General features: G+C 73.6%; 17 protein-coding genes. 8 read left to right on the plus strand and 9 right to left on the minus strand.

Annotated elements, in window-relative coordinates; all coding sequences use genetic code 11:
• Positions 1-98 precede the first annotated feature (98 nt).
• Positions 99-1,835 carry an amidase gene (locus tag AB0D99_RS11380; protein ID WP_362359048.1) on the plus strand — a complete coding sequence of 579 codons (1,737 nt, stop codon included), beginning with the start codon at positions 99-101 and terminating at the stop codon, positions 1,833-1,835.
• 170 nt (positions 1,836-2,005) lie between these two features.
• Here the strand turns inward: AB0D99_RS11380 and AB0D99_RS11385 are convergent, their stop codons facing one another.
• The gene (locus AB0D99_RS11385; protein WP_362359050.1) at positions 2,006-2,578 is read right to left on the minus strand and encodes a GNAT family N-acetyltransferase; all 573 of its coding nucleotides are present in this window, start codon (positions 2,576-2,578) and stop codon (positions 2,006-2,008) included.
• On the minus strand, positions 2,578-3,648 hold the full coding sequence (gene tsaD / locus AB0D99_RS11390; protein WP_362359052.1) for a tRNA (adenosine(37)-N6)-threonylcarbamoyltransferase complex transferase subunit TsaD: 1,071 nt from the start codon (positions 3,646-3,648) through the stop codon (positions 2,578-2,580). The genes AB0D99_RS11385 and tsaD overlap by 1 nt, the downstream gene beginning before the upstream one ends.
• 229 nt (positions 3,649-3,877) lie before the next feature.
• On the opposite strand from tsaD, the gene AB0D99_RS11395 reads away from it, so the two are divergent.
• Together AB0D99_RS11395 and fabV are read left to right on the plus strand one after the other, a co-directional pair.
• Positions 3,878-6,247, plus strand: coding sequence for a SpoIIE family protein phosphatase (locus AB0D99_RS11395; protein ID WP_362359054.1), 2,370 nt, complete (start codon positions 3,878-3,880; stop codon positions 6,245-6,247).
• A 190-nt stretch (positions 6,248-6,437) separates the two neighbouring features.
• Positions 6,438-7,643: an enoyl-[acyl-carrier-protein] reductase FabV gene (fabV, locus tag AB0D99_RS11400; RefSeq protein WP_362359056.1), complete on the plus strand. Its 1,206-nt coding sequence runs from the start codon at positions 6,438-6,440 to the stop codon at positions 7,641-7,643.
• A gap of 117 nt (positions 7,644-7,760) precedes the next feature.
• Here fabV and AB0D99_RS11405 read toward each other — a convergent pair whose 3' ends face one another.
• A complete protein-coding gene (locus tag AB0D99_RS11405) occupies positions 7,761-8,396 on the minus strand; it encodes a DUF1345 domain-containing protein (RefSeq protein ID WP_362359113.1) in 636 nt (211 codons plus the stop codon).
• 351 nt (positions 8,397-8,747) lie between these two features.
• On the opposite strand from AB0D99_RS11405, the gene AB0D99_RS11410 reads away from it, so the two are divergent.
• The 5 genes from AB0D99_RS11410 to AB0D99_RS11430 all read left to right on the plus strand — a co-directional run bounded on the left by AB0D99_RS11410 (position 8,748) and on the right by AB0D99_RS11430 (position 14,383).
• The gene (locus AB0D99_RS11410) at positions 8,748-10,286 is read left to right on the plus strand and encodes a carboxylesterase family protein (RefSeq protein WP_362359059.1); all 1,539 of its coding nucleotides are present in this window, start codon (positions 8,748-8,750) and stop codon (positions 10,284-10,286) included.
• Between the two features lie 123 nt (positions 10,287-10,409).
• Positions 10,410-11,120: a response regulator transcription factor gene (locus AB0D99_RS11415; RefSeq protein ID WP_362359115.1), complete on the plus strand. Its 711-nt coding sequence runs from the start codon at positions 10,410-10,412 to the stop codon at positions 11,118-11,120.
• 31 nt (positions 11,121-11,151) lie between these two features.
• Positions 11,152-13,029 (plus strand): HAMP domain-containing sensor histidine kinase, encoded by a 1,878-nt coding sequence (locus AB0D99_RS11420; RefSeq protein WP_362359061.1) that lies wholly within the window; start codon positions 11,152-11,154, stop codon positions 13,027-13,029.
• Positions 13,030-13,149: 120 nt separating this feature from the next.
• Positions 13,150-13,677: a hypothetical protein gene (locus AB0D99_RS11425; RefSeq protein WP_362359063.1), complete on the plus strand. Its 528-nt coding sequence runs from the start codon at positions 13,150-13,152 to the stop codon at positions 13,675-13,677.
• A 61-nt stretch (positions 13,678-13,738) separates the two neighbouring features.
• Positions 13,739-14,383, plus strand: coding sequence for a sortase (locus tag AB0D99_RS11430; protein ID WP_362359065.1), 645 nt, complete (start codon positions 13,739-13,741; stop codon positions 14,381-14,383).
• Positions 14,384-14,395: 12 nt separating this feature from the next.
• Here the strand turns inward: AB0D99_RS11430 and AB0D99_RS11435 are convergent, their stop codons facing one another.
• Genes AB0D99_RS11435 through AB0D99_RS11460 form a run of 6 tightly spaced genes read right to left on the minus strand, consistent with a single transcriptional unit; the run spans position 14,396 to position 20,923 of the window.
• Positions 14,396-15,508 carry an agmatine deiminase family protein gene (locus AB0D99_RS11435; RefSeq protein ID WP_362359067.1) on the minus strand — a complete coding sequence of 371 codons (1,113 nt, stop codon included), beginning with the start codon at positions 15,506-15,508 and terminating at the stop codon, positions 14,396-14,398.
• Positions 15,505-16,410: an ABC transporter ATP-binding protein gene (locus AB0D99_RS11440; protein WP_362359069.1), complete on the minus strand. Its 906-nt coding sequence runs from the start codon at positions 16,408-16,410 to the stop codon at positions 15,505-15,507. Before AB0D99_RS11440 ends, AB0D99_RS11435 begins: the two co-directional genes overlap by 4 nt.
• Positions 16,403-17,440: an ABC transporter ATP-binding protein gene (locus AB0D99_RS11445; protein ID WP_362359071.1), complete on the minus strand. Its 1,038-nt coding sequence runs from the start codon at positions 17,438-17,440 to the stop codon at positions 16,403-16,405. Before AB0D99_RS11445 ends, AB0D99_RS11440 begins: the two co-directional genes overlap by 8 nt.
• Positions 17,437-18,297 (minus strand): ABC transporter permease, encoded by an 861-nt coding sequence (locus AB0D99_RS11450; protein ID WP_362359073.1) that lies wholly within the window; start codon positions 18,295-18,297, stop codon positions 17,437-17,439. Before AB0D99_RS11450 ends, AB0D99_RS11445 begins: the two co-directional genes overlap by 4 nt.
• Positions 18,294-19,262: an ABC transporter permease gene (locus tag AB0D99_RS11455; protein ID WP_362359075.1), complete on the minus strand. Its 969-nt coding sequence runs from the start codon at positions 19,260-19,262 to the stop codon at positions 18,294-18,296. The genes AB0D99_RS11450 and AB0D99_RS11455 overlap by 4 nt, the downstream gene beginning before the upstream one ends.
• Positions 19,259-20,923: an ABC transporter substrate-binding protein gene (locus AB0D99_RS11460; RefSeq protein WP_362359077.1), complete on the minus strand. Its 1,665-nt coding sequence runs from the start codon at positions 20,921-20,923 to the stop codon at positions 19,259-19,261. The genes AB0D99_RS11455 and AB0D99_RS11460 overlap by 4 nt, the downstream gene beginning before the upstream one ends.
• Positions 20,924-20,988 lie beyond the last annotated feature (65 nt).

A 20,988-nucleotide genomic window follows, 5' to 3' on the forward strand; every position in this document is an offset into this window, starting at 1 on the left:
GAAAATCTAGTCAGAGCGATGGGGAGTGTGACGGCCGCCCGCGGGCGGCCGCCCCGAGGCCAGCGCGCCTGCCCTACTCACCACCAGGAGGCACCCGCATGACGCGCGGATTCGATGTCGTGGAGACCTGTATCGCCGACCTGCGCGCGGCGCTGGAGAAGGGCGAGGCGACCGCGGTCGACCTGCTCGACGCCTATCTCGCGCGGATCGACGCCTACGACCGGCCCGGCACGGCCACCGCTCTGAACGCGATGGTGGTCATGAACCCGCGTGCCCGGGCGGAAGCGGAGGCATCCGATGCCCGTCGCAGCCGCGGCGAGACGCTGGGCCCGCTGGACGGGATCCCCTACACCGCCAAGGACAGCTACCTGGCCGAGGGGCTCACGGCGGCGTCCGGCTCCCCGGCGTTCGAGCACCTCGTCGCCCAGCGCGACGCCTTCGCCATCGAGCGGCTGCGTGCGGGCGGCGCGGTCCTCATCGGCCTGACCAACATGCCGCCCATGGCGAACGGCGGCATGCAGCGCGGCGTGTACGGCCGCGCGGAGAGCCCGTACAGCGCCGACTGGCTCACCAGCGCCTACGGCTCCGGCTCCTCCAACGGCTCCGGCACGGCGACGGCCGCGTCCTTCGGCGCGTTCGGACTCGGCGAGGAGACCTGGTCCTCGGGCCGCGCCCCCGCCTCCAACAACGCGCTGTGCGCCTACACCCCCAGCCGCGGCGTGATCTCGGTCCGCGGCAACTGGCCGCTCGTACCGACCATGGACGTCGTCGTCCCGCACACCCGCACCATGGCCGACCTGCTCGAACTGCTCGACGTGATCGTCGCCGACGACCCGCACACGCGCGGGGACCTGTGGCGCGCGCAGCCGTGGGTGTCGCTGCCGTCGCCCTCGCAGGTACGCCCCGCCTCCTACCCGGCCCTCGCGCCCTCCGACACCGAGGCCGCGTCCGCCACGCTCGCCGGCAAGCGCGTCGGCGTGCCCCGGATGTACATCAACGCCGACCCCGCCGCCGGAACGAACCCCGAGGGAGGCATCGGCGGCCAGACCGGGCAGCGCGTCGACACGCGCCCCTCGGTGATCACCCTGTGGGAGGCCGCCCGCCGCGACCTGGAGGCCGCCGGCGCCGAGGTCGTCGAGGTCGACTTCCCCGTCGTGTCGAACTACGAGTCCGACCGCCCCGGAGCGCCCTCGCTGTTCACCCGCGGCCTGGTCGGCCGCGCGTACCTCACCTTCGAGATCGAGGACCTGTCCGCCTGGGCCTGGGACGACTTCCTGCGCGCCAACGGCGACCCGGAGCTCTCCACCCTGGCCGATGTCGACGGCGACCGCATCTGGCCCAAGCAGGAGGGCGAACTGCCCGACCGGTACGACGGCTTCGACGACACGATCGGCGACTACCCCCGCTTCGTGCGCGAGCGCCCGTACGCGTCCCTCGCCGACATGCCGCTCCTGGAGGAGGGGCTGCGAGGGCTGGAGGAGACGCGCCGCGTCGACCTGGAGCTGTGGATGGACGGGCTGGGCCTGGACGCGGTGGTCTTCCCGGCGGTGGCCGACGTGGGCCCCGCGGACATGGACGTCGACGCGGCCTCCGCCGACCTCGGCTGGCGCAACGGCGTCTGGGTCGCCAACGGCAACCTGGTCCCCCGCCACCTCGGCATCCCGACCGTGACGGTGCCCATGGGCACCATGACGGACACCGCCATGCCCGTCGGGCTGACCTTCGCGGGCCGCGCCTACGACGACAACGCCCTGCTGGCCCTCGCGGCGGCCTTCGAGAAGACGGGCAGCCGGCGCACGCCGCCGCCGCGCACGCCGCGCCTGTCGGCGCGATGAGCTGACCGGAGCCGCCGGCGGATCACGGCGGGATGCGGGCAGCCGACCGATCGTGGGGAGGACGCGGCTTCGGCCGTGTCCTCCCCACGCCCCGATCGGCGGCCGTCGATCGGGGCGGTTCGGTGCGAACGGTCGGCGGTACGCCAGGTCTCACTGCCCCGGCGAAGTGGTCAGAGTGGGCGAGGGGCGGCTGCTCGGGCCGGATGCCGCGGGCCGAGGAAGGCCGCGAGGCCGGCTCCCCCGGGTGCGGGGTGGGTGGCCTGGGTCCAGCCCTCCCGCTCGTAGAAGGCGACGGCGGCACGGGCCGCGACCGAGGTCAACAGCCAGCAGCGCCCGTCGGCCCGGTCGGCGGTGACCGCGTCCAGGAGCCGGGCACCGAGCCCGGCGCCTCTGGCGTGGGTGGCGACGGCGAGTTCGTCGACCTCGCGCGCACCGCAGAGCCAGTCGGTCGCGCGGCGCCTGCCGAGCGCGGCCGAGATCGGCGGGTGGCAACGGCCGGTGGGGAACGGCGACGGGGTGGTCCAGGCGGTCGCCCAGCCGACGACCGTGTCCCCGTCGAGCGCGAGGGCGGCGGTGAATCCGGGCCGGTCCACGTCGCCGTCGAGCCGTCGCCGATAGGCGGCGGCCCGCTCCGGCCCCTCGCCCCAGGGCGGGGAGCCGAACGCGTCCGCGTACACGGCACGGACACCGTCCGCGTACGCGAGCAGACCGTTCCCGTGGACCTGCCGGACGAGGGCGGTCATCAGACGGCGCTCGCCGAAGGGGCGGGCAGCGGGGTCAGGGAGGCGTACTCCAGCGGAGCCGACGGGTCGATCGACACGTCGAGCGGGGCGGGTTCGGCTCCGGCCCGTACGAGGAGGTCGCCGACGGCGGCGATCATGGCGCCGTTGTCGGTGCACAAGGTCATCGGCGGCACCCGTAGCTCGACACCGGTGGCGGCGCACCGCTGCTCGGCCAGAGCGCGGACCCGGGAGTTCGCCGCGACACCGCCGACCACGATCAGCGTCCTCACGTCGTACGCCTCGCAGGCCGCGAGCGCCTTGCGGGTCAACACGTCGGCGACGGCCTCCTGGAGGGCGGCGGCCCCGTCGGCGACAGGCAGCTCGACGCCTTCGGCCCGGTGCTTCTCGACCCAGCGGGCGGCGGCCGTCTTGAGGCCGGAGAAGGAGAAGGCGTACGGGTCGTCGCCGGGCCGCGTGAGGGGCCGGGGGAAGTGCACGGCGCGCGGGTCGCCGTCGCGGGCCGCCCGGTCGACGGCCGGCCCGCCGGGGTAGGACAGGCCCATGATGCGGGCGACCTTGTCGAAGCACTCCCCCGCCGCGTCGTCGAGGGTGTCGCCCAGGTGCAGGATCGGCTCGCGCACCAAGTCCCGGACCAGTAGGAGCGAGGTGTGGCCGCCGGAGACGATCAGGACGACGCACGGGGTGGGCAGCGGCCCGTGCTCCAGGGTGTCGGCGGCGACGTGCCCGGCCAGGTGGTGCACACCGTACAGCGGCACCCCCGCCGCGTACGCGAGGGACTTCGCCCCGGACAGGCCGACCTGGAGCGCGCCCGAGAGGCCGGGGCCGGTGGTGACGGCGACCGCGTCGATCTGCCCCAGCCGCAGCCCCGCCCGATCGAGCGCCTCCCCGACGACGGGGTTGAAGGCCTGGAGGTGCGCCCGGGCCGCGATCTCGGGCACGACCCCGCCGAAGAGCGCGTGCTCGTCCATGCTCGACGCCACGACGTGAGCCAGGAGCTTCCCGTCCCGCACGATGCCGGCCCCGGTCTCGTCGCACGACGACTCGATGCCCAGCACTACTGGTCCAGCCACTGCGTCCACTCCTTTTGCCACCGAGATGCACTTGCAATATATGTGCAACAAGGGTCATGGTGGGGTCGCCCTGGGCGGGGTCGGCCGCCGCACGGCCGCCCCCGCACGGGCCCGTACGTCGCCGAGCGGCGGGACCGGCCGAGGTTCTGCCGCCAGGCGCGAGCGGCGCGGCCGGGAGAGAATCGGATGCGGGACCGGATCGAGCTCGGACCGGCGCGAGGGAGCATCGGTGACACCTACCGCTGACAGCCCCAGAGACTCCCTGGCCGCCCTGGACGGCGTGGCGGCCGCGTTGGTCGACGAGCGGGACAGGGTCACCTGGTGGTCACGGGCGGCGAACGAACTCCTCGGCTGGTCGGCGGACGAGGTCGTCGGCCGGGCCGCCCGCGATCTGCTCGGCCCGCACGCTCCGTCACCGGCCCGTACCGATGCGCCCGACCGACCTCACCTGGGCCGGCTCCGGCACCGCTCGGGCCGGTACGTGGATGTGGAGTTGCGGGTGCTGCACCCCCAGGGGTCCAGCGGCGCGCTGATCCTGGCGGCGCCGCCGGGACCGGCCCGGGGGTGGGGAGACGACTCGGCACTCGCCTCCGCCCTGGTGAAGCAGGACCGCCTGGGAGTGGCGCTGCTCAACCTCGATCTGCGGCTCGTCCGCACCAACCCCGCCTTCCAGCGGCTGAGCCGGCGCGAGGGCGAGAAGTGGCTGCATGCCCTCGTCTGCGACGACGAACTGACCGCGGACGGCGTGCTGGCCGAGGTCGCCCGGTCGGGAACCCCCGTGGTGGCGGTCGAGTGTCACACCGGCAGGGAGGACGACGACCGGCTGCTGTCCCTCACGTGTCTCCGGCTCGGAGATCCGCTGGGCGAACCGGTCGGCGTGGCGGTGGCGGTCGTGGAGATCACCGAGCGGCTGCGCGCGCAGCACCGTCTCGCCGCCGCGTACCGCGGCGCCGTCGGAATCGGCGGCTCCCTGGATGTGGTGAACAGCGCCCAGGACCTCACGGAGGTGCTGGTGCCCGCCCTCGGCGACCTGGCGAGCGTGGATCTGCGGGAGGACGTGCTCGAAGGGCGCGATCCCCCGATGAGCTACGTGGGGCCGACGCAGGAACAACTCAGGCGGGTCGCGGTCAAGTCGGCCGACGGGACCTGGCCCGCGCCACTCGTCCAGGTCGGCGAGCAACTGCCGCGCATCCCCGACCGCCCGGAGTTCCAACGCACCGCCGTGGGGCAGGAATCGATCGCCTCCACACCCGACATGGCCCGCACCTTCCTGGCGCACGACCCGGTGCTCCTCGCGAAGATGATGCCGGAGGGGATGCGCAGTTCCCTCGGCTGCCCGATCTACCACCGGGGGCGCATCCTGGGGTACGTCCTGGTGTGGCGCACCGGCCCGTCGGCGGTGGCCTTCGACGACGGTGACGGCCAGGTGCTCAAGGACCTGTGCGCACGCAGCGCCCTCGCCCTCGACAACGCCCTGCGCTACACCCGCGAGCACCAGACGGCCGTCGTCCTCCAGCACAGTCTCCTGCCCGCGGCCGCGACGGTGAGCACGGCCGCGGAGACCACCGGGACGTATCTGCCGACGGGCGGCAGCGTGAGCGTGGGCGGGGACTGGTTCGACGCGTTCCCGCTGTCGTCGCTGCGCGTGGCGCTCGTGGTCGGCGATGTCATCGGACACGGGCTCCAGGCCACCGCGACCATGGCGCGGCTGCGCACGGCGGTGCAGACACTGGCCGACCTCGACCTTCCCCCGGACGAGCTGCTGTCCCGGCTCGACGACCTGGTCCAGCGCATGGAGGCGGAGGCGGACGTCCCCGACACCGTGGGCGCGTCCTGCCTGTTCGCCGTCTACGATCCGGTCACCCGGGTGTGCCAGATGGCCGGTGCCGGGCATCCCCCGCCGGCGTTCGTCCTGCCGGACGGGGCGGTCGAGGTCCCCGACCTGGTGACGGGGCCGACACTGGGCGTCGGCGACAACCCCTTCGAGGTGTGCAGCGTGACCGTGCCGCCCGGCACCGTGATCGCGCTCTACAGCGACGGCCTGCTGGGCCACGATCTCGAGGCCGGTACGTCGAAGCTCCACGCCGACCTGGCCGAGGCGTGCGCGCCCGGACGCCCGTTGGACGAGATCGCGGCGCAGGTCGTCGGCCGCCATCCCTCCGCCGAGCAGCCGGCGGACGACATCACCCTGCTGCTGGCCCGTACCCGGGCGGTCGCGGTCGAGAACACGGTGGTCTGGGAGTATCCCGCCGACCCCGCGGCGGTCCACGACGCCCGCGCCGACGCGACGGCCCAACTGGAGGCATGGGGCCTGCAGGAGCAGCTCTTCACCACCGAACTCATCGTCAGCGAGCTCGTCACGAACGCCATCCGGTACGCCGGCGGACCGATCGACCTGCGGCTCATCCTCGACCGGGTCCTCGTCTGCGAGGTGTCCGACCCGAGTAACTCCCAGCCCCGGCTGCGCCGTGCGGTCAGCACCGACGAGGGCGGCCGCGGTCTGTTCCTGGTCGCCCAGCTCACCAGTCGCTGGGGCAGCCGCTACGGCCCCCGGGGCAAGACGATCTGGACCGAGCAGGAACTCGCCGGAACGGGGTGACGCGCGCCTCGGCGAGGGCGCCGCGCAGTTCCTCGCGCTGTCGGTTGTGGGGGAACACTCCAAGATCGGCTTCCGATCCTTGTCCCCGGTGGGGCAGGTGCCGGATGTCCGTCCCGGCACAGACTTGCGGGACGTGGCGGCTCGACCCGCTGTCGCGCCCCTCAGCCCGGTCGACCCAAGGACTGCCATCGTGAGCGAGCGCGTTCTCACCCCCCGCAACCGGGGTTTCCTCTTCCTCGACTCCCACCCGGCGGGCTGTGAACGGCTGGTGACCGACATGTGGCGGGCGTGCCCCGACACCGCCGACGGGCCGGAGGGTGCGGGGCCGGTGGCGCTGATCATCGGCTCCTCCTCCGGATACGGTCTGGCGGCCACGGTCGCCGGGCTCAAGCGCGCCGGTATCCGCGGCGTCATGGTGTCCTTCGAGAAGGCCGCCACCGAGCGGCGTACCGCCACGGCCGGCTGGTACCGCACCGCCGCGACCGCCGACCTCGCCCGTGGCGCCGGAAGGGATCTGGTCTTCCTCAACGGCGACGCGTTCTCCGACGGGATGAAGGACGAGGTCGCCGATCTCGTCGAACGGCGCTTCGGCAAGCTGGACCACCTGATCTACTCGGTGGCCGCGCCCCGGCGCACCGACCCGGAGACCGGCGCCACGTACGCCTCGGTCCTCAAGCCGATCGGCCGGGCGAACCGCACCAAGACGCTCGTCTTCGACGGCGAGGGCGTTCCGGAGGTGCGCGAGGTCGAGACCGGGCCGGCCGAGGGCGACGACGTCGAGCAGACCGTGGCCGTGATGGGCGGTGCGGACTGGGAACGCTGGATCGACCGCCTGGACGGACGGGGCCTGCTCGGTGAGGGCTTCACCACCGCCGCGCTGTCGTACATCGGATCGCCGCTGACGGCGGCGATCTACCGGCAGGGCACCATCGGCGCGGCCAAGGCCCATCTGGAGGCGACCGCCCGCGGTCTGAACGAGCGCCTCGACAAGACGGTGGGCGGACGGGCGGTCACCTCCGTCAACGGCGCCGCCGTCACCCAGTCCTCCACCGCCATCCCCGGCATCGCCCTGTACACCGGCCTGCTGCGCGGCGTCCTGGGCGAGGACCTGGTCCCGCCGGTACGTCAGCTCGCCGCCCTGTGGGACCAGCTCACGGGCACCGCCCCCCTCGCCCTCGACGACGAGGGCCGGGTGCGCCTGGACACCTGGGAACTCACCGACGAGGTCCAGGCGGCCGTCGCCGAACGCTGGGCGGCCGCCACGACGGACACCATCGCCGGTCTCGCGGATCTCGACTGGTTCCAGGCCGAAGTCCGGCGCCTGTACGGATTCTCCGTGCCGGGGGTGGACTACAGCGCGGCGGTGACCACCGACGTGCCCTGGCCCGTCTCCTGACGAGGCCCCGGCACGGGGCCCGGGGCCCGGGGCGCGGCCGGGGCGGTCGAGGCGGTCGAGGCGGTCGGGGCGGTCGGGTCGGTCGGGTCGGTCGGGTCGGTCGGGTCGGTCGGGTCGTCAGATGCTGTCCAGCGCGGAGACGAGACTGGCCACCGTGACGGTGTTGAAGACGAACGCGATGGCCGAGTTGGCCGTCACGGTCCGCCGCATCTCCCGGGAGGTCACGTCGACGTCCGTCGTGCCGAAGGTCGTCATGACCGACAACGCGAAATAGACGTAGTCGATCCAGAGCGGACGGCCCTCCCCGGGGAAGTCCAGCGCGGTCTCGTCCTCCACCAGGTTGTCGGCCTGGAAGGCGACCGCGAAGGACACGGCCACGCAGATCCACGCGACGGCGACCAGGGTGAGCGCCACCGCCGCGCGGGCGGCGGGTTCGAACGCGGAGCTGATGTGGCCGGGGCGCCACACCACCGCCACCACGAGCGCGGCGGCCGCGATGAAGACGGAGACGCCCGGTCCGGGCGCCGTCCCGTAGACGTACCGCTGGAGGACCGTGCCTCGCGTCGAGCGGCGGGCCCAGTCGCGCACCCGCTCCGGGGAGGCGGTCGAGAAGGCCACGGCGGTGAGCATGAGATACGGAAAGAGGTAGGCGAGCAGCACCAGCACGCACACGTCCGCGCCCGAGGCCCGCGACCGACCGCCGTCGACACCGAGGACGAGCGCCGCCGTTCCCGCCGCGACGAGCGCGCTCATCGCCGATCGGCGGCGTTCGGAGAGCCACCGGTTCCGTCGGCTTGGAGGGGACGACTGGTTCACGGTGGAGCTCCTCGCGCAATTCGGCCGCCGACCGGGCCGCGGTTCGAAGCTACGGCAACCCGCCCGCGCCCCGGGGAAACGCGTCGGGGTGTCGCCCGTCGCCGCGGGAGTCCCGAGGTGGCACCAGCGGCGGGGCCGGGGCGGACCGGGCCCGCCACGCCCTCGCGGGATCGCTCAGGCCCGGTGGCCCGTCGCGCCCGAAATCGACTGGCGTGACATCCGGGCCCGGCGGATCATGCGAAGGGTCCGGGCTCGTCGCGAGCCCCTTCCCCGTCCGGGAGAGTCGAGATGTCCGCTGCCACGTCCGAGTCGTCGGAGGCCCGGCCCGAGGTCCGTACGGTGGCCGGGGTGGTGCGTGGCAGCCGCGAGGCGGGGGTGTCGGTCTTTCGGGGCATCCCGTTCGCCGAGCCCCCGGTCGGCGCGCTCCGCTTCGCCGCGCCACAGCCGGTACGGGGCTGGAGTGGGGTGCGGGACGCCGTCTCGTTCGGCCCGCCGCCTCCGCAGGCCGGGCACTTCGGCATGGACGCGCTGTCGCGCGAGACACCGGGCGACGAGTGGCTGACGGTCAACGTCTGGTCGCCCGGAGAGATCCCCGGTACGGGGCTGCCGGTGATGGTCTGGATCCAGGGCGGCGCCTACGTGTTCGGCACGTCGGGGCTCCCCGAGTACGACGGGGCCCGGCTCGCCCGGGACGGCGACGTCGTCGTGGTGACGTTCAACTACCGCGTCGGCATGGAGGGCTTCGGGCAGATCGAGGGGGCACCGCCCAACCGAGGACTGCTCGACCAGGTCGCCGCGCTGGCATGGGTGCGCGACAACATCGAGGCTTTCGGCGGCGACCCGGGGCGCGTCACCCTCTTCGGCCAGTCGGCGGGCGGAGGATCGATCGCCGCCCTGCTGGCCATGGACCGGGCTGCCGGGCTCTTCCGCCGGGCCATCGCGCAGAGCGTGCAGGGCACGTTCTTCTCGCCGGACCTCGCCGCGGACATCGGCGCGGCCTGCGCCGCCGAGCTGGGGCTCGGGCCCACGGTGGCCGAGTTGTCGGGCGTCCCTCCGCACGAGTTGTCCGCAGCGGCCGACGCGGTCGGCGCCGGGATGGAGCGGCGGGCTGGGCGCTGGGGGCGGCCCGCGCACCGGGCGATCCCCTTCTCGCCGGTCGTCGACGGCGACATCCTGCCCGCCACACCGTGGCAGGCCCTGTCCGCCGGCGCCTGCCGCGACGTCGACCTCCTCGTCGGCCACACCCGCGACGAACACCGCCTGTTCACCGCGATCACCGGCCTGCTCGGCGAGGTGAGCGAGGATCAGGCCGAGTCCGCGCTCCGCTTCCTGGCGCCGGAGCCGGACGGGGCGCGCCGGTATCGCGACGCCCACCCGGCGGCGGGTCCGGAGACGCTCTTCGAACTGGTCCATTCCGACTGGCTGTTCCGGATGCCCACGCTCCAGCTCGCCGAGGCGCGGGTGGCCGACGGTGGTCGCGTCCACGTCTACGAGCTGACCTGGGCCGCCCCGGGAATGGGCGGCGCGCTCGGCGCCTGCCACGGGCTGGACGTGCCTCTCGTGTTCGGCACTCTGGACCGCGGCCGGCCCGCCGTGCTCATCGGTGAACCGCCCTCCCCGGAGGCGGAGGCCCTGTCGGCCCGCATGCGCTCCGCGTGGACGTCGTTCGCCGCGCACGGCGACCCTGGCTGGCCCGCGTACGACAGCGAGCGGCGGCTCGTCCAGGTCTTCGACACCCGACCCGCCGTCACCGCCTACCCGGAGGAGGCGTCCCGTCTGATCTGGCGGGGCCACCCCTTCCCCGTGCTGCCGCTGATCGACGGGTGACCACGGCCGGGGACGGCCGGATCGGACGGTCCGGGGGACGGAGGCGCACGCGGTCGGCCCACGTGCCGTCCGAACCGGTGTACGCACACATCGCCTACGATCGGCCGCGTGTGCGCTGAGGTGATGGTCGCGGAGGACGACGAGAAGCAGGCGGAGCTGGTGCGCCGCTACCTCGAACGGGAGGGCCACGCGGTCACCGTCGTGGGCGACGGGCGGGCGGTGCTCGACCGGGTCCGGGTGTGCGAGCCCGACCTGCTGATCCTCGATGTCATGATGCCGCGCACCGACGGGCTCGACGTCCTACGGGTTCTGCGCGGCGAGGCGCGGGAGCTCCCGGTGCTGATGCTCACCGCCCGGTCCACCGAGGACGATCTGCTGCTCGGGCTCGACCTCGGAGCCGACGACTACATGACCAAGCCGTACAGCCCGCGCGAACTGATGGCGCGGGTGCGCACCTTGCTGCGTCGCACCGGCCGGGCGGGGGCGTCGGCCGCGGGCGGCGGGCGGGTTCTCTCGGTGGGCGCGCTGCGGGTCGACGCCGACCGGCACGAGGTGACCGTCGACGGGGCGCCCGTGGAGTGCACGCCCGGCGAGTTCCAGGTCATCGCCGCCATGGCCGCGGAACCGGACCGGGTCTTCACCCGGCCGCGCCTGCTCGAAAAGCTGCACGGCTACGACCGCTACGTCAGCGATCGCACCGTGGACATGCACATCATGAACCTGCGCAGGAAGATCGAGCCCGAGCCGCGCACCCCGGCCCGTCTGCTCACCGTCTTCGGAGTCGGCTACAAGCTGACCGACCCGGCGAAGGGCCCGCGGCGTGCGATGCCGTAGCCGTAGCCGTACGGCACGCTCGCGACTGCCCTTGCGCAAGAGCCTCCTCGGGCGCTTCCTCGGTGTCTTCGCGCTGGTCGCAGCCTGCTCGGTCGCCGCGACGACATGGCTCGCCGCCCAGACCACGTCGGGCGCCCTCGAACAGGAACAGGGCCAGGCCCTGGCGGACGACGCGCGCATCTACGACACCCTGCTCGGATACGCGGCCACCCACCCCGGATGGGACGGCGTGGACGGCACGGTCGAGGAGCTGGCCTCCCGGTTCGGGCGCCGTGTCGCCGTCACCACCCAGGCCCGCGAGCCCCTCGCCGACTCGGCGGGCGGCTCGGGACCGCGGCTGCCCAGCCGTCCGTCGGCGGTCGTCGATCCCTTGTCCTTGGACAGTGCGCTGTCCAAGGACAACGGGTCGAGCGCGACGGACCGGATCGACGCGCGGGCCGTCGGCCCCTTCCTCCTGCCGCCTCCGGAGCGGAACGAACTGCGGGACAAGGCGGACCGCGTCGTCGCCTGCCTGCGTCGCGGCGGCCGGAACGCCGAGGTGACGGAGGGGCCGTCAGGACGCCCGCGCGTCGAGCCGGGCGACACGCCCGCCGGCACCGAACGGGTCGCGAGGGACGACTGCTCCACCGACGAACTCGACGCCGCCACGCGGACGGAGGCCAAGGCCCTCGAAACCCTGACCAAGCTGACCAACGCCTGTCTGAGCCGCCAGGACCGTCCCGGCATCCGGCTCGACCCGGACCTGACCTGGCACAGCGGCCTGCTGCCCGGCCCCGTCGCGACCCCCACGCCCGTGCCCGCGCCGGCCGAGTTCGACAAGGCGGCCGACCAGGCCATCGGCTCGTGCGTGGACACCGCGCGGCGCGAGCAGCTGAGCTCGTACGTCGCCCAGCCGGCCCTGCTGTTCATCGGCGATCCCGACCGGGGCCGCGTGCCCGGGTTCGACCTGTCCGCGACGAGCACGGCCCGCATCGCCGGCGCGGCGGCGCTCGTCCTCGCCCTCACCATCGGCGTCTCGATCCTCACCGGACGGCGCCTCGTACGCCCGCTGCGGGCGCTCACCAGCGCCGCGCAGCGCATGAAGGAGGGCGCCGAGACCGCTCCCGTCGCGGTGCACGACGACAACGAGATCGGCAGACTTGCGGCCGCGTTCTACGAACTGGCCGAGCACCGGGCCCGTCTGGAGGCCCAGCGCAAGGCGATGGTCAGCGACGTCGCGCATGAACTGCGCACTCCGCTGAGCAACATCCGCGGCTGGCTGGAGGCCGCCCAGGACGGCATCGCCGACACCGACCCGGCGCTGATCGCCTCGCTCTTGGAGGAGGCCGTACAGCTTCAGCACATCGTCGACGACCTGCAGGACCTCGCGCAGGCGGACGCCGGCGCGCTGCGGCTGCACCCGGAGCCGGTCGACGTGGTGGACCTCCTCGGCCAGGTCGCCGCCGCCCACCAGAACGAGGCCGAGCGCGCGGGCGTGGCCCTGGCCCTCGCGACGTCCGGGCCCGCGCCCGCGCTGACCGCGGACCCGGTACGGCTGCGGCAGGCCGTCGGCAACCTGGTCTCGAACGCCGTCCGCCACACCCCGCGCGGCGGACGCGTCGAGCTGCGCGCCCGCGGGGAGGGCGTCGGCGGCGGACCGGTGTCCCATGTGGTCGTGGAGGTCGCCGACACGGGCAGCGGGATCGCCGCCGTCGATCTGCCCCATGTGTTCGACCGGTTCTGGCGGGCGGAGCGGTCCCGCAACCGGCGTACCGGAGGCAGCGGTCTGGGCCTCTCGATCGTGCGCAAACTCGCCGAGGCGCACGGTGGTTCGGCCACCGCCGTCTCGACCGAGGGGGTCGGCTCGACCTTCACGCTCCGCCTGCCGGTGGGCGTTCGCGAGGACGCGGGCGAGGCCGCGAAGCTCTGACGGCAGGCCCACAGGGAGCTGACAGCTTTCTGACACGTCTCCGTGAGCATGGCGATCACCGGAGCCCGGGCGACCAGGCAGGGGCGCCGGCCGTTTCCGTACCGAAGGAGAGCCACAGCCATGCCGTCTCACCGCCGTCCGTCCCGACGCAGTCTCAGCCTGCGCACCGCAGCCTTCACCACCGCCGTCATCGGCGGGGTGCTGCTGCCCTCGACCTCGGCGTTCGCGTCCGACGGTCCGTCCGCCGCGCCCTCGGACCCGGGCGTCCGCCCGGCGGCGGCCGCCGACACCACCCCCGACTCCGGCGGCCGGACGCCCGCCCCGGCACCGACCGCGTCGGAGCAGGGCAGCGGTGCGGAATCCGCCCGGCCGACCCCGGCCCCCGACCGGACCACGGGCGAGGTGGCGGCTCCGCGCGGCGGTGTCGCCGCCGGCGAGCGGGCATCCGCCCCGCCGACCCCCGCCCCCGACCGGACCACCGGCGAGGTGGCGGCCCCGCGCGGCGGTGTCGCCGCCGGCGAGCGGCCCGCCGTCGAGGGCGAGCACAGCGCCACCACCATCGCGGGGGCGGTCGCCGGCGCGGCGATCCTCGTGGGTGCGGGCACCGTGATGTCGCGCCGCCGAGGCGCCGTCCACCGCAACGACTGACCGATGCCTCGTGGTGCCGTCGGGCCACGGCGGCACCACGACTCCGCCACCGGGAGCCCCCATGACCCGCATCATCGGCCGCCGTCCCCGCGCCCGGCGGACGTACGCCCCGCCTCTTCTGCTGTGTGCCGTGCTGACCACGGCCGTCACCGCCTGCTCGGCCGGCGGCGCCGGCGGCGCCCTGAACCCCGGATCTCCCCCGGCCGCGACGGCGTCGCCCGCGCCCTCCGGGGCGCCGGACCGGGAGCGGGACGAGAACACCGGGACGGTCCCGACCCGCGTGTCGATACCGTCGCTCGGCATCGACAGCGACCTGATGGGGCTCGGCCTCAACCGGGACGGCACCGTCGAGGTACCGCCGGCGGAGAAGGGGATGACGGCCGGCTGGTACACCGGGAACCCCCGGCCGGGTGAGCCCGGCGCGGCGGTGATCATCGGCCACAACTCCACCCGCTTCGGCGAGGCCGTGTTCCACGACCTCGAGCGGATTCGCGAGGGCGCGACGGTCGATGTGCGCGACAGCGCCGGCGGCACCGTGCGCTTCACGGTCACCGGCACCGAGACCGTCGCGAAGAACGCCTTTCCCACGGAGCGGGTCTACGGGGTCACGAAGGGGCGGGTGTTGCGACTGATCACGTGCGACGGCGCGTTCGACGCGGCCGGCCACCCCGTGGACAACCTGATCGTCCACGCCGTCGCACGCTGATCGCGGTGCGGATCAGACGGCGGGCTGCTGCTGGGTGACGCAGTGGATGCCGCCGCCGCCCGTGCCCAGGCGGTCGATGTTCAACTGCTCGATGACACGGTCCGGGTACAGGCGGGCCAGGGTCGCCCTGGCCGCCTGGTCCGCACGGGTGTCGCCGAAGTGGGCGCTGATCACGGCGCCGTTGCAGAGGTAGTAGTTGGCGTAGGAGGCGAGGAAGTCCCGGCTGGTGGAGCGGATCTTGTTGTAGTCCGGGCCCTGCAGGCGCATGACGTCCATCGGGGCTCCGGTGGACGTCGTCGAGGCGGACAGGATGCTGAACTGCTGGCGCGCGTCGCGGGCGTAGGCGTCGTTGTCGGTGGAGAGGGGCATCTGGACGAGGGCCTCGCCGGGGGCGAGGAATCGGGACGTGGCGTCGACGTGGTCGTCGGTGATGTCCTGGCCCCGGACGCCGTCGAACCAGATGACCTTGGACGCGCCGTACGCCTCGCACATCGCCGTGGTCAGCTGCCGCTCCGACATCCCGGGGTTGCGGTTGCGGTTCACCAGACTGCTGCGGGTGGCCATCAGGGTGCCGGCGCCGTCCTGTTCGATGGCGCCGCCCTCGCCGACGAGGTCGGCGGAGGTGAACGGGACGCCCACGTGGGCGGCGATCCGTTCGGCCACGAGGGCGTCCTTGGCGTGGGCCTGCTTGTCTCCCCAGCCGTTGAAGTTGAGGCCCACGGCGTCCAGGCCGCCGGCGCCGTCGGTACGGAAGACGGGGCCGGTGTCGCGCATCCAGCAGTCGTCGACGGGGATGGAGCTGATGACGGTGACCGTCGAGCCGCACATCGAGCGGGCCCTGGCGGCGCTGCCGGAGTTGGCGCACATGACGACCGGTTCGTACCGTGCGGTCGTACGGGCGATCAGGGCGATGTCGGCCTGGACGCCGCTCAGCTTGTTGCCCCAGATCGCGGTGCTGTCGGGCCAGGCCATCCAGGTGCGGGTGTGGCGGACGTCCTCGACGGGGACCCGGAAGGTTCCGGCGGTGGCGCGGGCCCTGCCCTGGGTCGTCGTGGCGAGGGCGGCACCGGCGGCGGTCGCTCCGGCGGCGACGAGGAATCCTCGCCTGTTCAGGCCTCGTTTCATTTCTGCCTCCTGTGTGGGGGTGCCTGCGGGGACGACAGCTCCTGGCGGGCCGCCGCGATCCGGTCCGGGTTCCAGCCGGGGCGCGGGACGGAGTCCAGGAGGAGCCGGGTGTACGGGTGTTGCGGCGCGGCGAGCACCTGGTCGGTGGCGCCGGCCTCGACGACGCTGCCGTGGCGCATGACGAGGACCTCGTCCGTCACGCACCGGACCACGCCGAGGTCGTGGGTGATGAAGAGGTAGCCGATCGGGGTCTGTTCGCGGATGTCGGCCAGCAGGTTGAGGATCTGGGCCTGGACGGACACGTCGAGGGCGGCGACCGCCTCGTCCAGGACGAGGACGGCCGGTTCCACGGCGAGCGCGCGGGCGATGGCGACGCGCTGGCGCTGACCGCCCGAGAGGTGCCGGGGCAGGGCCTCGGCCGCGCGGGTGCCGAGGCCGACCTGGTCGAGGAGTTCGCGGACACGGGGCTCGGGGTCACGGTCGGGGAAGTGCAGCCGCAGCGTCTCGCGCAGGACCTGTTCGACGCTGGTCCTCGGGTCGAGGGACAGGTAGGGGTCCTGGAAGACCATCTGCACCTCGCGGGCCCTGGCCAGGCGCTGGGCCCGGCCGCGGACCCGGGCGGGCCGGGCCCGGCCCCGGATCCGTACCTCTCCTTCGTCGGCGCGCTCCAGACCGACGACGATGCGGGCCGTGGTGGTCTTGCCGGAGCCGGAGCCGCCGACGATGCCGAGCGAGCCGCCCTCTGGCAGGGTGAAGGACACGCCGTCCACGGCCCGGACGGGGCCGAAGGCGCGGCTGAGGCCGGTGACCTGGAGGAGGGGTTCGGCCCTCGGGGGTTCCGCCCTCGGGGGTTCCGCCCTCGGGGGTTCCGCCGGGGCGGGTGCGGAGTGGAGCTCAGGCATCGACGACGGCTCCCTTCTCGGCCGGCCGGTCGCTGTGGTGGCAGGCGGCGAGGTGTTCGGGCCGGCCGGGCACCGTCAGCGGTTCGGGGGCCGTCTCCCGGCAGATCCCGGTCGCGAGGGGGCAGCGGGCGGCGAAGGCGCATCCGGTCAGGGGGGTGCGCAGGTCGGGTGGTTGGCCGGGGATGGCGGAGAGTCTGCCGCCGGGGGTGGTGAGGCGGGGTGTGGAGGCCAGCAGGGCCGCGGTGTAGGGGTGTCGGGGGCGCTCGAAGAGGACGTCGGCGGGGCCGGTCTCGGCGATCCGTCCGGCGTACATGACGTACACGCGGTCGCTGATCGCCGCCGCCAGGTCGAGGTCGTGGGTGACGAACAGCAGCCCGGTGCGGAAGCTCGCGCGCAGGCGGGCGAGGAGGGCGATGACCTCGGCCTGGGTGGTGACGTCCAGCGCGGTGGTGGGTTCGTCGGCGAGCAGGAGGGCGGGATCGCCCATGAGCGCGGCGGCGATCACCACCCGTTGGAGCATGCCGCCGGAGACCTGGCTGGGGTACTTCCGCAGGGCGGTGGCGTCAAGGCCGACGGCCTCCAGGAGTTCCACGGCACGGTCCCTGGCGCCGGACTCGTCCAGGGTGCCGGCCGACCGGACGCCCTCGGTGAGGAAGTCGCCGATGCGGCGCAGGGGGTTGAGGGCGGCCCGGGGATCCTGGAAGATCATGGCGACGGTGCCGGCGCGCAGGGCGCGCAGCCGGTCCGCGTCCATGGTGAGCACGTCGCGGCCCTCGACCAGGACGGTGCCCTCGACGGTGGCGCCGGCGGGCAGCAGGCCCAGGGCGCCGCGGGACGTGAGGGACTTTCCGGAGCCGGACTCGCCGACGAGCGCCACGGTCTCGCCCGGGCCGACGGTGAGGTCCACGCCGTCGAGGACGGGGCGGGCGGTGCCGGGGAGGGTGAGCCGCAGGCCCTGGATGTCGAGCGTGGGGGCGGCGGAGGGCGGGGGCGTCGGGGACGCGGAGGCGGGCGGGGGCAGGGGTCTCATCGGTCTCTCCTGGCGACGCGGTCGGCCCAGCGCTCTCCGACCACGTTGAACGCGACGACGGTGAGCACGACGAGGACGCACGGCAGGATCGCGGAGAGCGGATAGCCGTGCTGGATGGCTGTCTGGCCGTCGAAGACCATGCGGCCCCAGTCGGGCGTGAGCGGTGGCACGCCGAGGCCGAGGAAGGACAGGCCGGCCAGGTCCATGAGGGCGTAGCCGAAGTTGATGGTGGACTGGGCGAGGACGACGGGGGCGATGTTGGGCAGGATGTGGCGCAGGCAGATCTGGAGCGCCGAGTGGCCCTGGACCCGGTAGGCGCTGACGTAGGGACGGGCTCGTTCGGCCAGGACGAGTGAGCGGGTGAGCCTGCTGACGTACGGCAGGTAGGCGACGCCGAGCGCGACGACGGGGGCGAGCAGGCCCTCTCCGTAGACGGAGACGACGAGGATCGCGAGGAGCATCCCGGGAAAGGCGAAGACGAGTTCGGTGGAGCGGGAGAGGACGGAGTCGAGCCAGCCGCCCCGCCAGGCGGCGGCGGTGCCGACGGCCACACCCACGAGGGTGGAGAGGGCGACGACGCCGAGCGGGCCGAGCAGCGAGGTGCGGGCGCCCAGGAGGAGCCGGGAGAGGGTGTCGCGGCCGGCGGCGTCGGCGCCGAGCGGATGGTCGGCGGAGGGTCCCGCGAGCGCGCCGCCGAGGTCGACGGCGTTGGGGTCGTGGGGCACCAGCCAGGGGGCGAGCAGGGCCGCGGCGACGACGAGTCCGACGAATGCCAGGCAGGCGAGGTGCAGCGGCGAGCGGCCGGAGGCCGCGCGGACCTTGGCGAGGCCCGGTCGCCGGGTGAGGACGGCGGTCATGCGGCGGCCCCTCTCGTGCCGAGGGCGATGCGGGGGTCGACCAGGGGCAGCAGGAGGTCGACGATCAGGTTCACGGCCATGAACAGGGCGACGATGATCAGGGAGACGGCCTGGACGGTCGGGAAGTCCTTGGTCGTGGTGGCGAGTTCGAGGAGCTGTCCGATGCCGCCGATGCTGAACGCCGTCTCGACGAGGATCGTGCAGACCAGCAGGGTGGAGACGATGAGGCCGCCCGTCGTGAGTACGGTCCCGAGCGAATTGCGCAGCACATGGCGGCGGATGACGAGGCGTTCGGGCACGCCCCGGCCGCGGGCCACGGTCACGTGTTCGCTGTCGAGGGCGTCGAGCATGGCGGCGCGGGTGACGCGGGCGAGCATCCCGATCAGATAGAGCGCGAGGGCGATCGCGGGCAGGGTCAGGTGCCACACCATGTCGAGGAACCCGTCGCCGGCTCCGCTGCTGGGGAACCAGCCGAGGTTGACGGCGAAGAGACCCTGGAGCAGCACGGCGGCGACGAAGGACGGCGTGCCGATCGCGAAGGCGGTGGTGAGGAGGACGGCCGAGTCGGTCGCGCCACCGCGTACGGCGGCGATCCGGCCGAGGAGGAGTCCGACGACGACCACCACGGCCAGCGCCATGGTGATCAGCAGCAAGGTGGTGGGCAGCCGGTCGGCCAGGAGCCGCGAGACGTCGGTGCGGTACGTGAGGGAGCGGCCGAAGTCGCCCTGGAGCATGTCGCCGAGCCAGCGCAGGTAGCGCACGGCGAAGGGGTCGTCGAGGTGGTAGCGGGCGTTGACGGCGGCGAGTGCCTCGGGGGAGGCCGAGCGGCCGGAGAGGAGGAAGCTCGCGGGGCTGCCGGGAGCCAGGTACATGGCGCCGAAGACGACGAACGAGGCGACGAGGAGGGTGGCCGCCATCTCGGCGACCCGCCGCGCGGCGAATCTCAGGAAGGCGACGGGGTTCACGGCGTGGCCCCCGAGCGCGGCTCCGTCGGCCCCGCGCTCCCCGGTCCGGCGGCGCCGACGTCCGCCGCCCACGGGTAGTACATGTACGCGATGGTCGTGGGGGCGCCGGTGATCCTCTTGTTGAGGAAGAGGGCGGTGGGCCACTCGGCGACCGGGATCCAGGGCAGCTGTTCGGCGGCGTGCCGTTGGAGTTCGCTCTCGACGCGGAGGCGCCGGTCCTTGTCGTAGGTGGTGGTGGCCTGCTCGATCAGTCCGTCGTACCGCTTGTCGCTGTACCCGGCGAAGTTGAGGTACGCGCCGGTCCTGAAGTTGGTGAGGAGGTCGAGCGGGTCGGTGATCGAGTCGTAGTAGGTGAGGGGGAACATGTCGATGCCCTCGCGGGCCTCGGGGTCGGTGAAGAGCGCGGTGAAGGCGTTCGGGGCGACCGACTTGAGGTTGATCCGCAGTCCGATCTCGCTTCCGGCGGCCTGGACCGCGGTGGCGAGCAGGGAGACGTCCTGGCCGATGGAACTGGTGGCGACGGTCAGTGACGTGCCGGTGGCCCCTGCCTCCTTGACGAGCGCCCTCGCCTTCTCGACGTCCCGGGAGGTGGGCGGCAGTCCGTCGAACGCCGCCTTGCGCACCTCGGGCGAGGCGCCCGCCCAGGCGGCCCGTGTGGTGAGCGAGCTGGTGGCGGTGCCGGCGCCGCCGAGGCCGGCCTTCACGAATCCGGAGCGGTCCAGGGCGAGGGAGAGCGCCCGGCGGACCCGCACGTCGCCGAGTGCGCCCTTCATGTTGGTGATGCCGAGGTTGACCGTGCTGAGGCCCTCGCCGAAGTAGAGGGTGCCGACGCCGCTGTCCTTGAGGCGCCCGTAGCTCTCGGTCGGGATGAGGTAGCCGCCGTCGACGTCGCCGCTGAGCATGGCGTTGGTCCGGGCGGACGGGTCGGTGAGGAAGCGGAAGACGGCCTTCCCGGCCTTGGCCGGGGTGCCCCAGTAGCCGTCGAAGCGGGTCAGTTCGAGCGACTGCCCCTTCTGCCAGGCGCCGAGGGCGAACGGGCCCGTGCAGGCGAGACCGCCGGAGGTGCCGTAGTCGGCGCCCGCCGCGGTGACACCGGCCCGGGAGGCGACGACACCGGCGGCGGTCGCCATGTACTGGGGGAACTGCGAGTCGGGCTTCTTCAGCGTGACGGTGACCTGGAGGGGGCCGGTCTTGCGTAGGGAGGCGACGTTCTGGAAGTTCTGCGCCCAGGCGGCGGCGTTCTTCGGGTCCGTCTGGCGTCCCAGGCTGAAGACGACGTCGTCGGCGGTCATCGTTCCGCCGTTGTGGAACCGCACCCCGCTCCGCAGGTCGTAGACCCAGGTGGTCGGGTTCGGGTTGGACGCCTTCCGGGCGAGCCCGGGTTCGAGCGTGAGCCCGGGCGTCCAGCGCATCAGGCTCTCGCAGACGTTGGAGAGGATGGTGTTCTGCGGGTAGTCGAAGGCCATCGTGTAGTCGAGCGTGGGCGGTTCCGCGTAGATCGCCCAGGTGAAGGAGTCGATGGCCCCCTGCGCCTTCGGGGTGCCGGCCGAGAGCGCGAACGAGGCACCGGTGCCGTCCGTCCCGCCGCGGGGCGGACCGGAGCAGGCTGCGAGGGCGGTGAGGGCGGCGACCGAGGTGAGGGCCGCGAGGACGGTCCTCACGGGTCGGCGTCTCGGGACGCGGGGCGGGGGCGGTGCGGTGCTCATCGTCGCGCTCTCTTTCGGTA

It is taken from the genome of Streptomyces sp. NPDC047971 (assembly GCF_040653355.1).
Classification (GTDB): domain Bacteria; phylum Actinomycetota; class Actinomycetes; order Streptomycetales; family Streptomycetaceae; genus Streptomyces.

Coding starts and splice junctions, on each gene's coding strand:
- AB0D99_RS11380 (WP_362359048.1), top strand. CDS start 99: ATGACGCGCGGATTCGATGTCGTGGAGACCTGTATCGCCGACCTGCGC.
- AB0D99_RS11385 (WP_362359050.1), bottom strand. CDS start 2,578: ATGACCGCCCTCGTCCGGCAGGTCCACGGGAACGGTCTGCTCGCGTAC.
- AB0D99_RS11405 (WP_362359113.1), bottom strand. CDS start 8,396: ATGAGCGCGCTCGTCGCGGCGGGAACGGCGGCGCTCGTCCTCGGTGTC.
- AB0D99_RS11410 (WP_362359059.1), top strand. CDS start 8,748: ATGTCCGCTGCCACGTCCGAGTCGTCGGAGGCCCGGCCCGAGGTCCGT.
- AB0D99_RS11415 (WP_362359115.1), top strand. CDS start 10,410: ATGGTCGCGGAGGACGACGAGAAGCAGGCGGAGCTGGTGCGCCGCTAC.
- AB0D99_RS11425 (WP_362359063.1), top strand. CDS start 13,150: ATGCCGTCTCACCGCCGTCCGTCCCGACGCAGTCTCAGCCTGCGCACC.
- AB0D99_RS11430 (WP_362359065.1), top strand. CDS start 13,739: ATGACCCGCATCATCGGCCGCCGTCCCCGCGCCCGGCGGACGTACGCC.
- AB0D99_RS11435 (WP_362359067.1), bottom strand. CDS start 15,508: ATGAAACGAGGCCTGAACAGGCGAGGATTCCTCGTCGCCGCCGGAGCG.
- AB0D99_RS11440 (WP_362359069.1), bottom strand. CDS start 16,410: ATGCCTGAGCTCCACTCCGCACCCGCCCCGGCGGAACCCCCGAGGGCG.
- AB0D99_RS11445 (WP_362359071.1), bottom strand. CDS start 17,440: ATGAGACCCCTGCCCCCGCCCGCCTCCGCGTCCCCGACGCCCCCGCCC.
- AB0D99_RS11450 (WP_362359073.1), bottom strand. CDS start 18,297: ATGACCGCCGTCCTCACCCGGCGACCGGGCCTCGCCAAGGTCCGCGCG.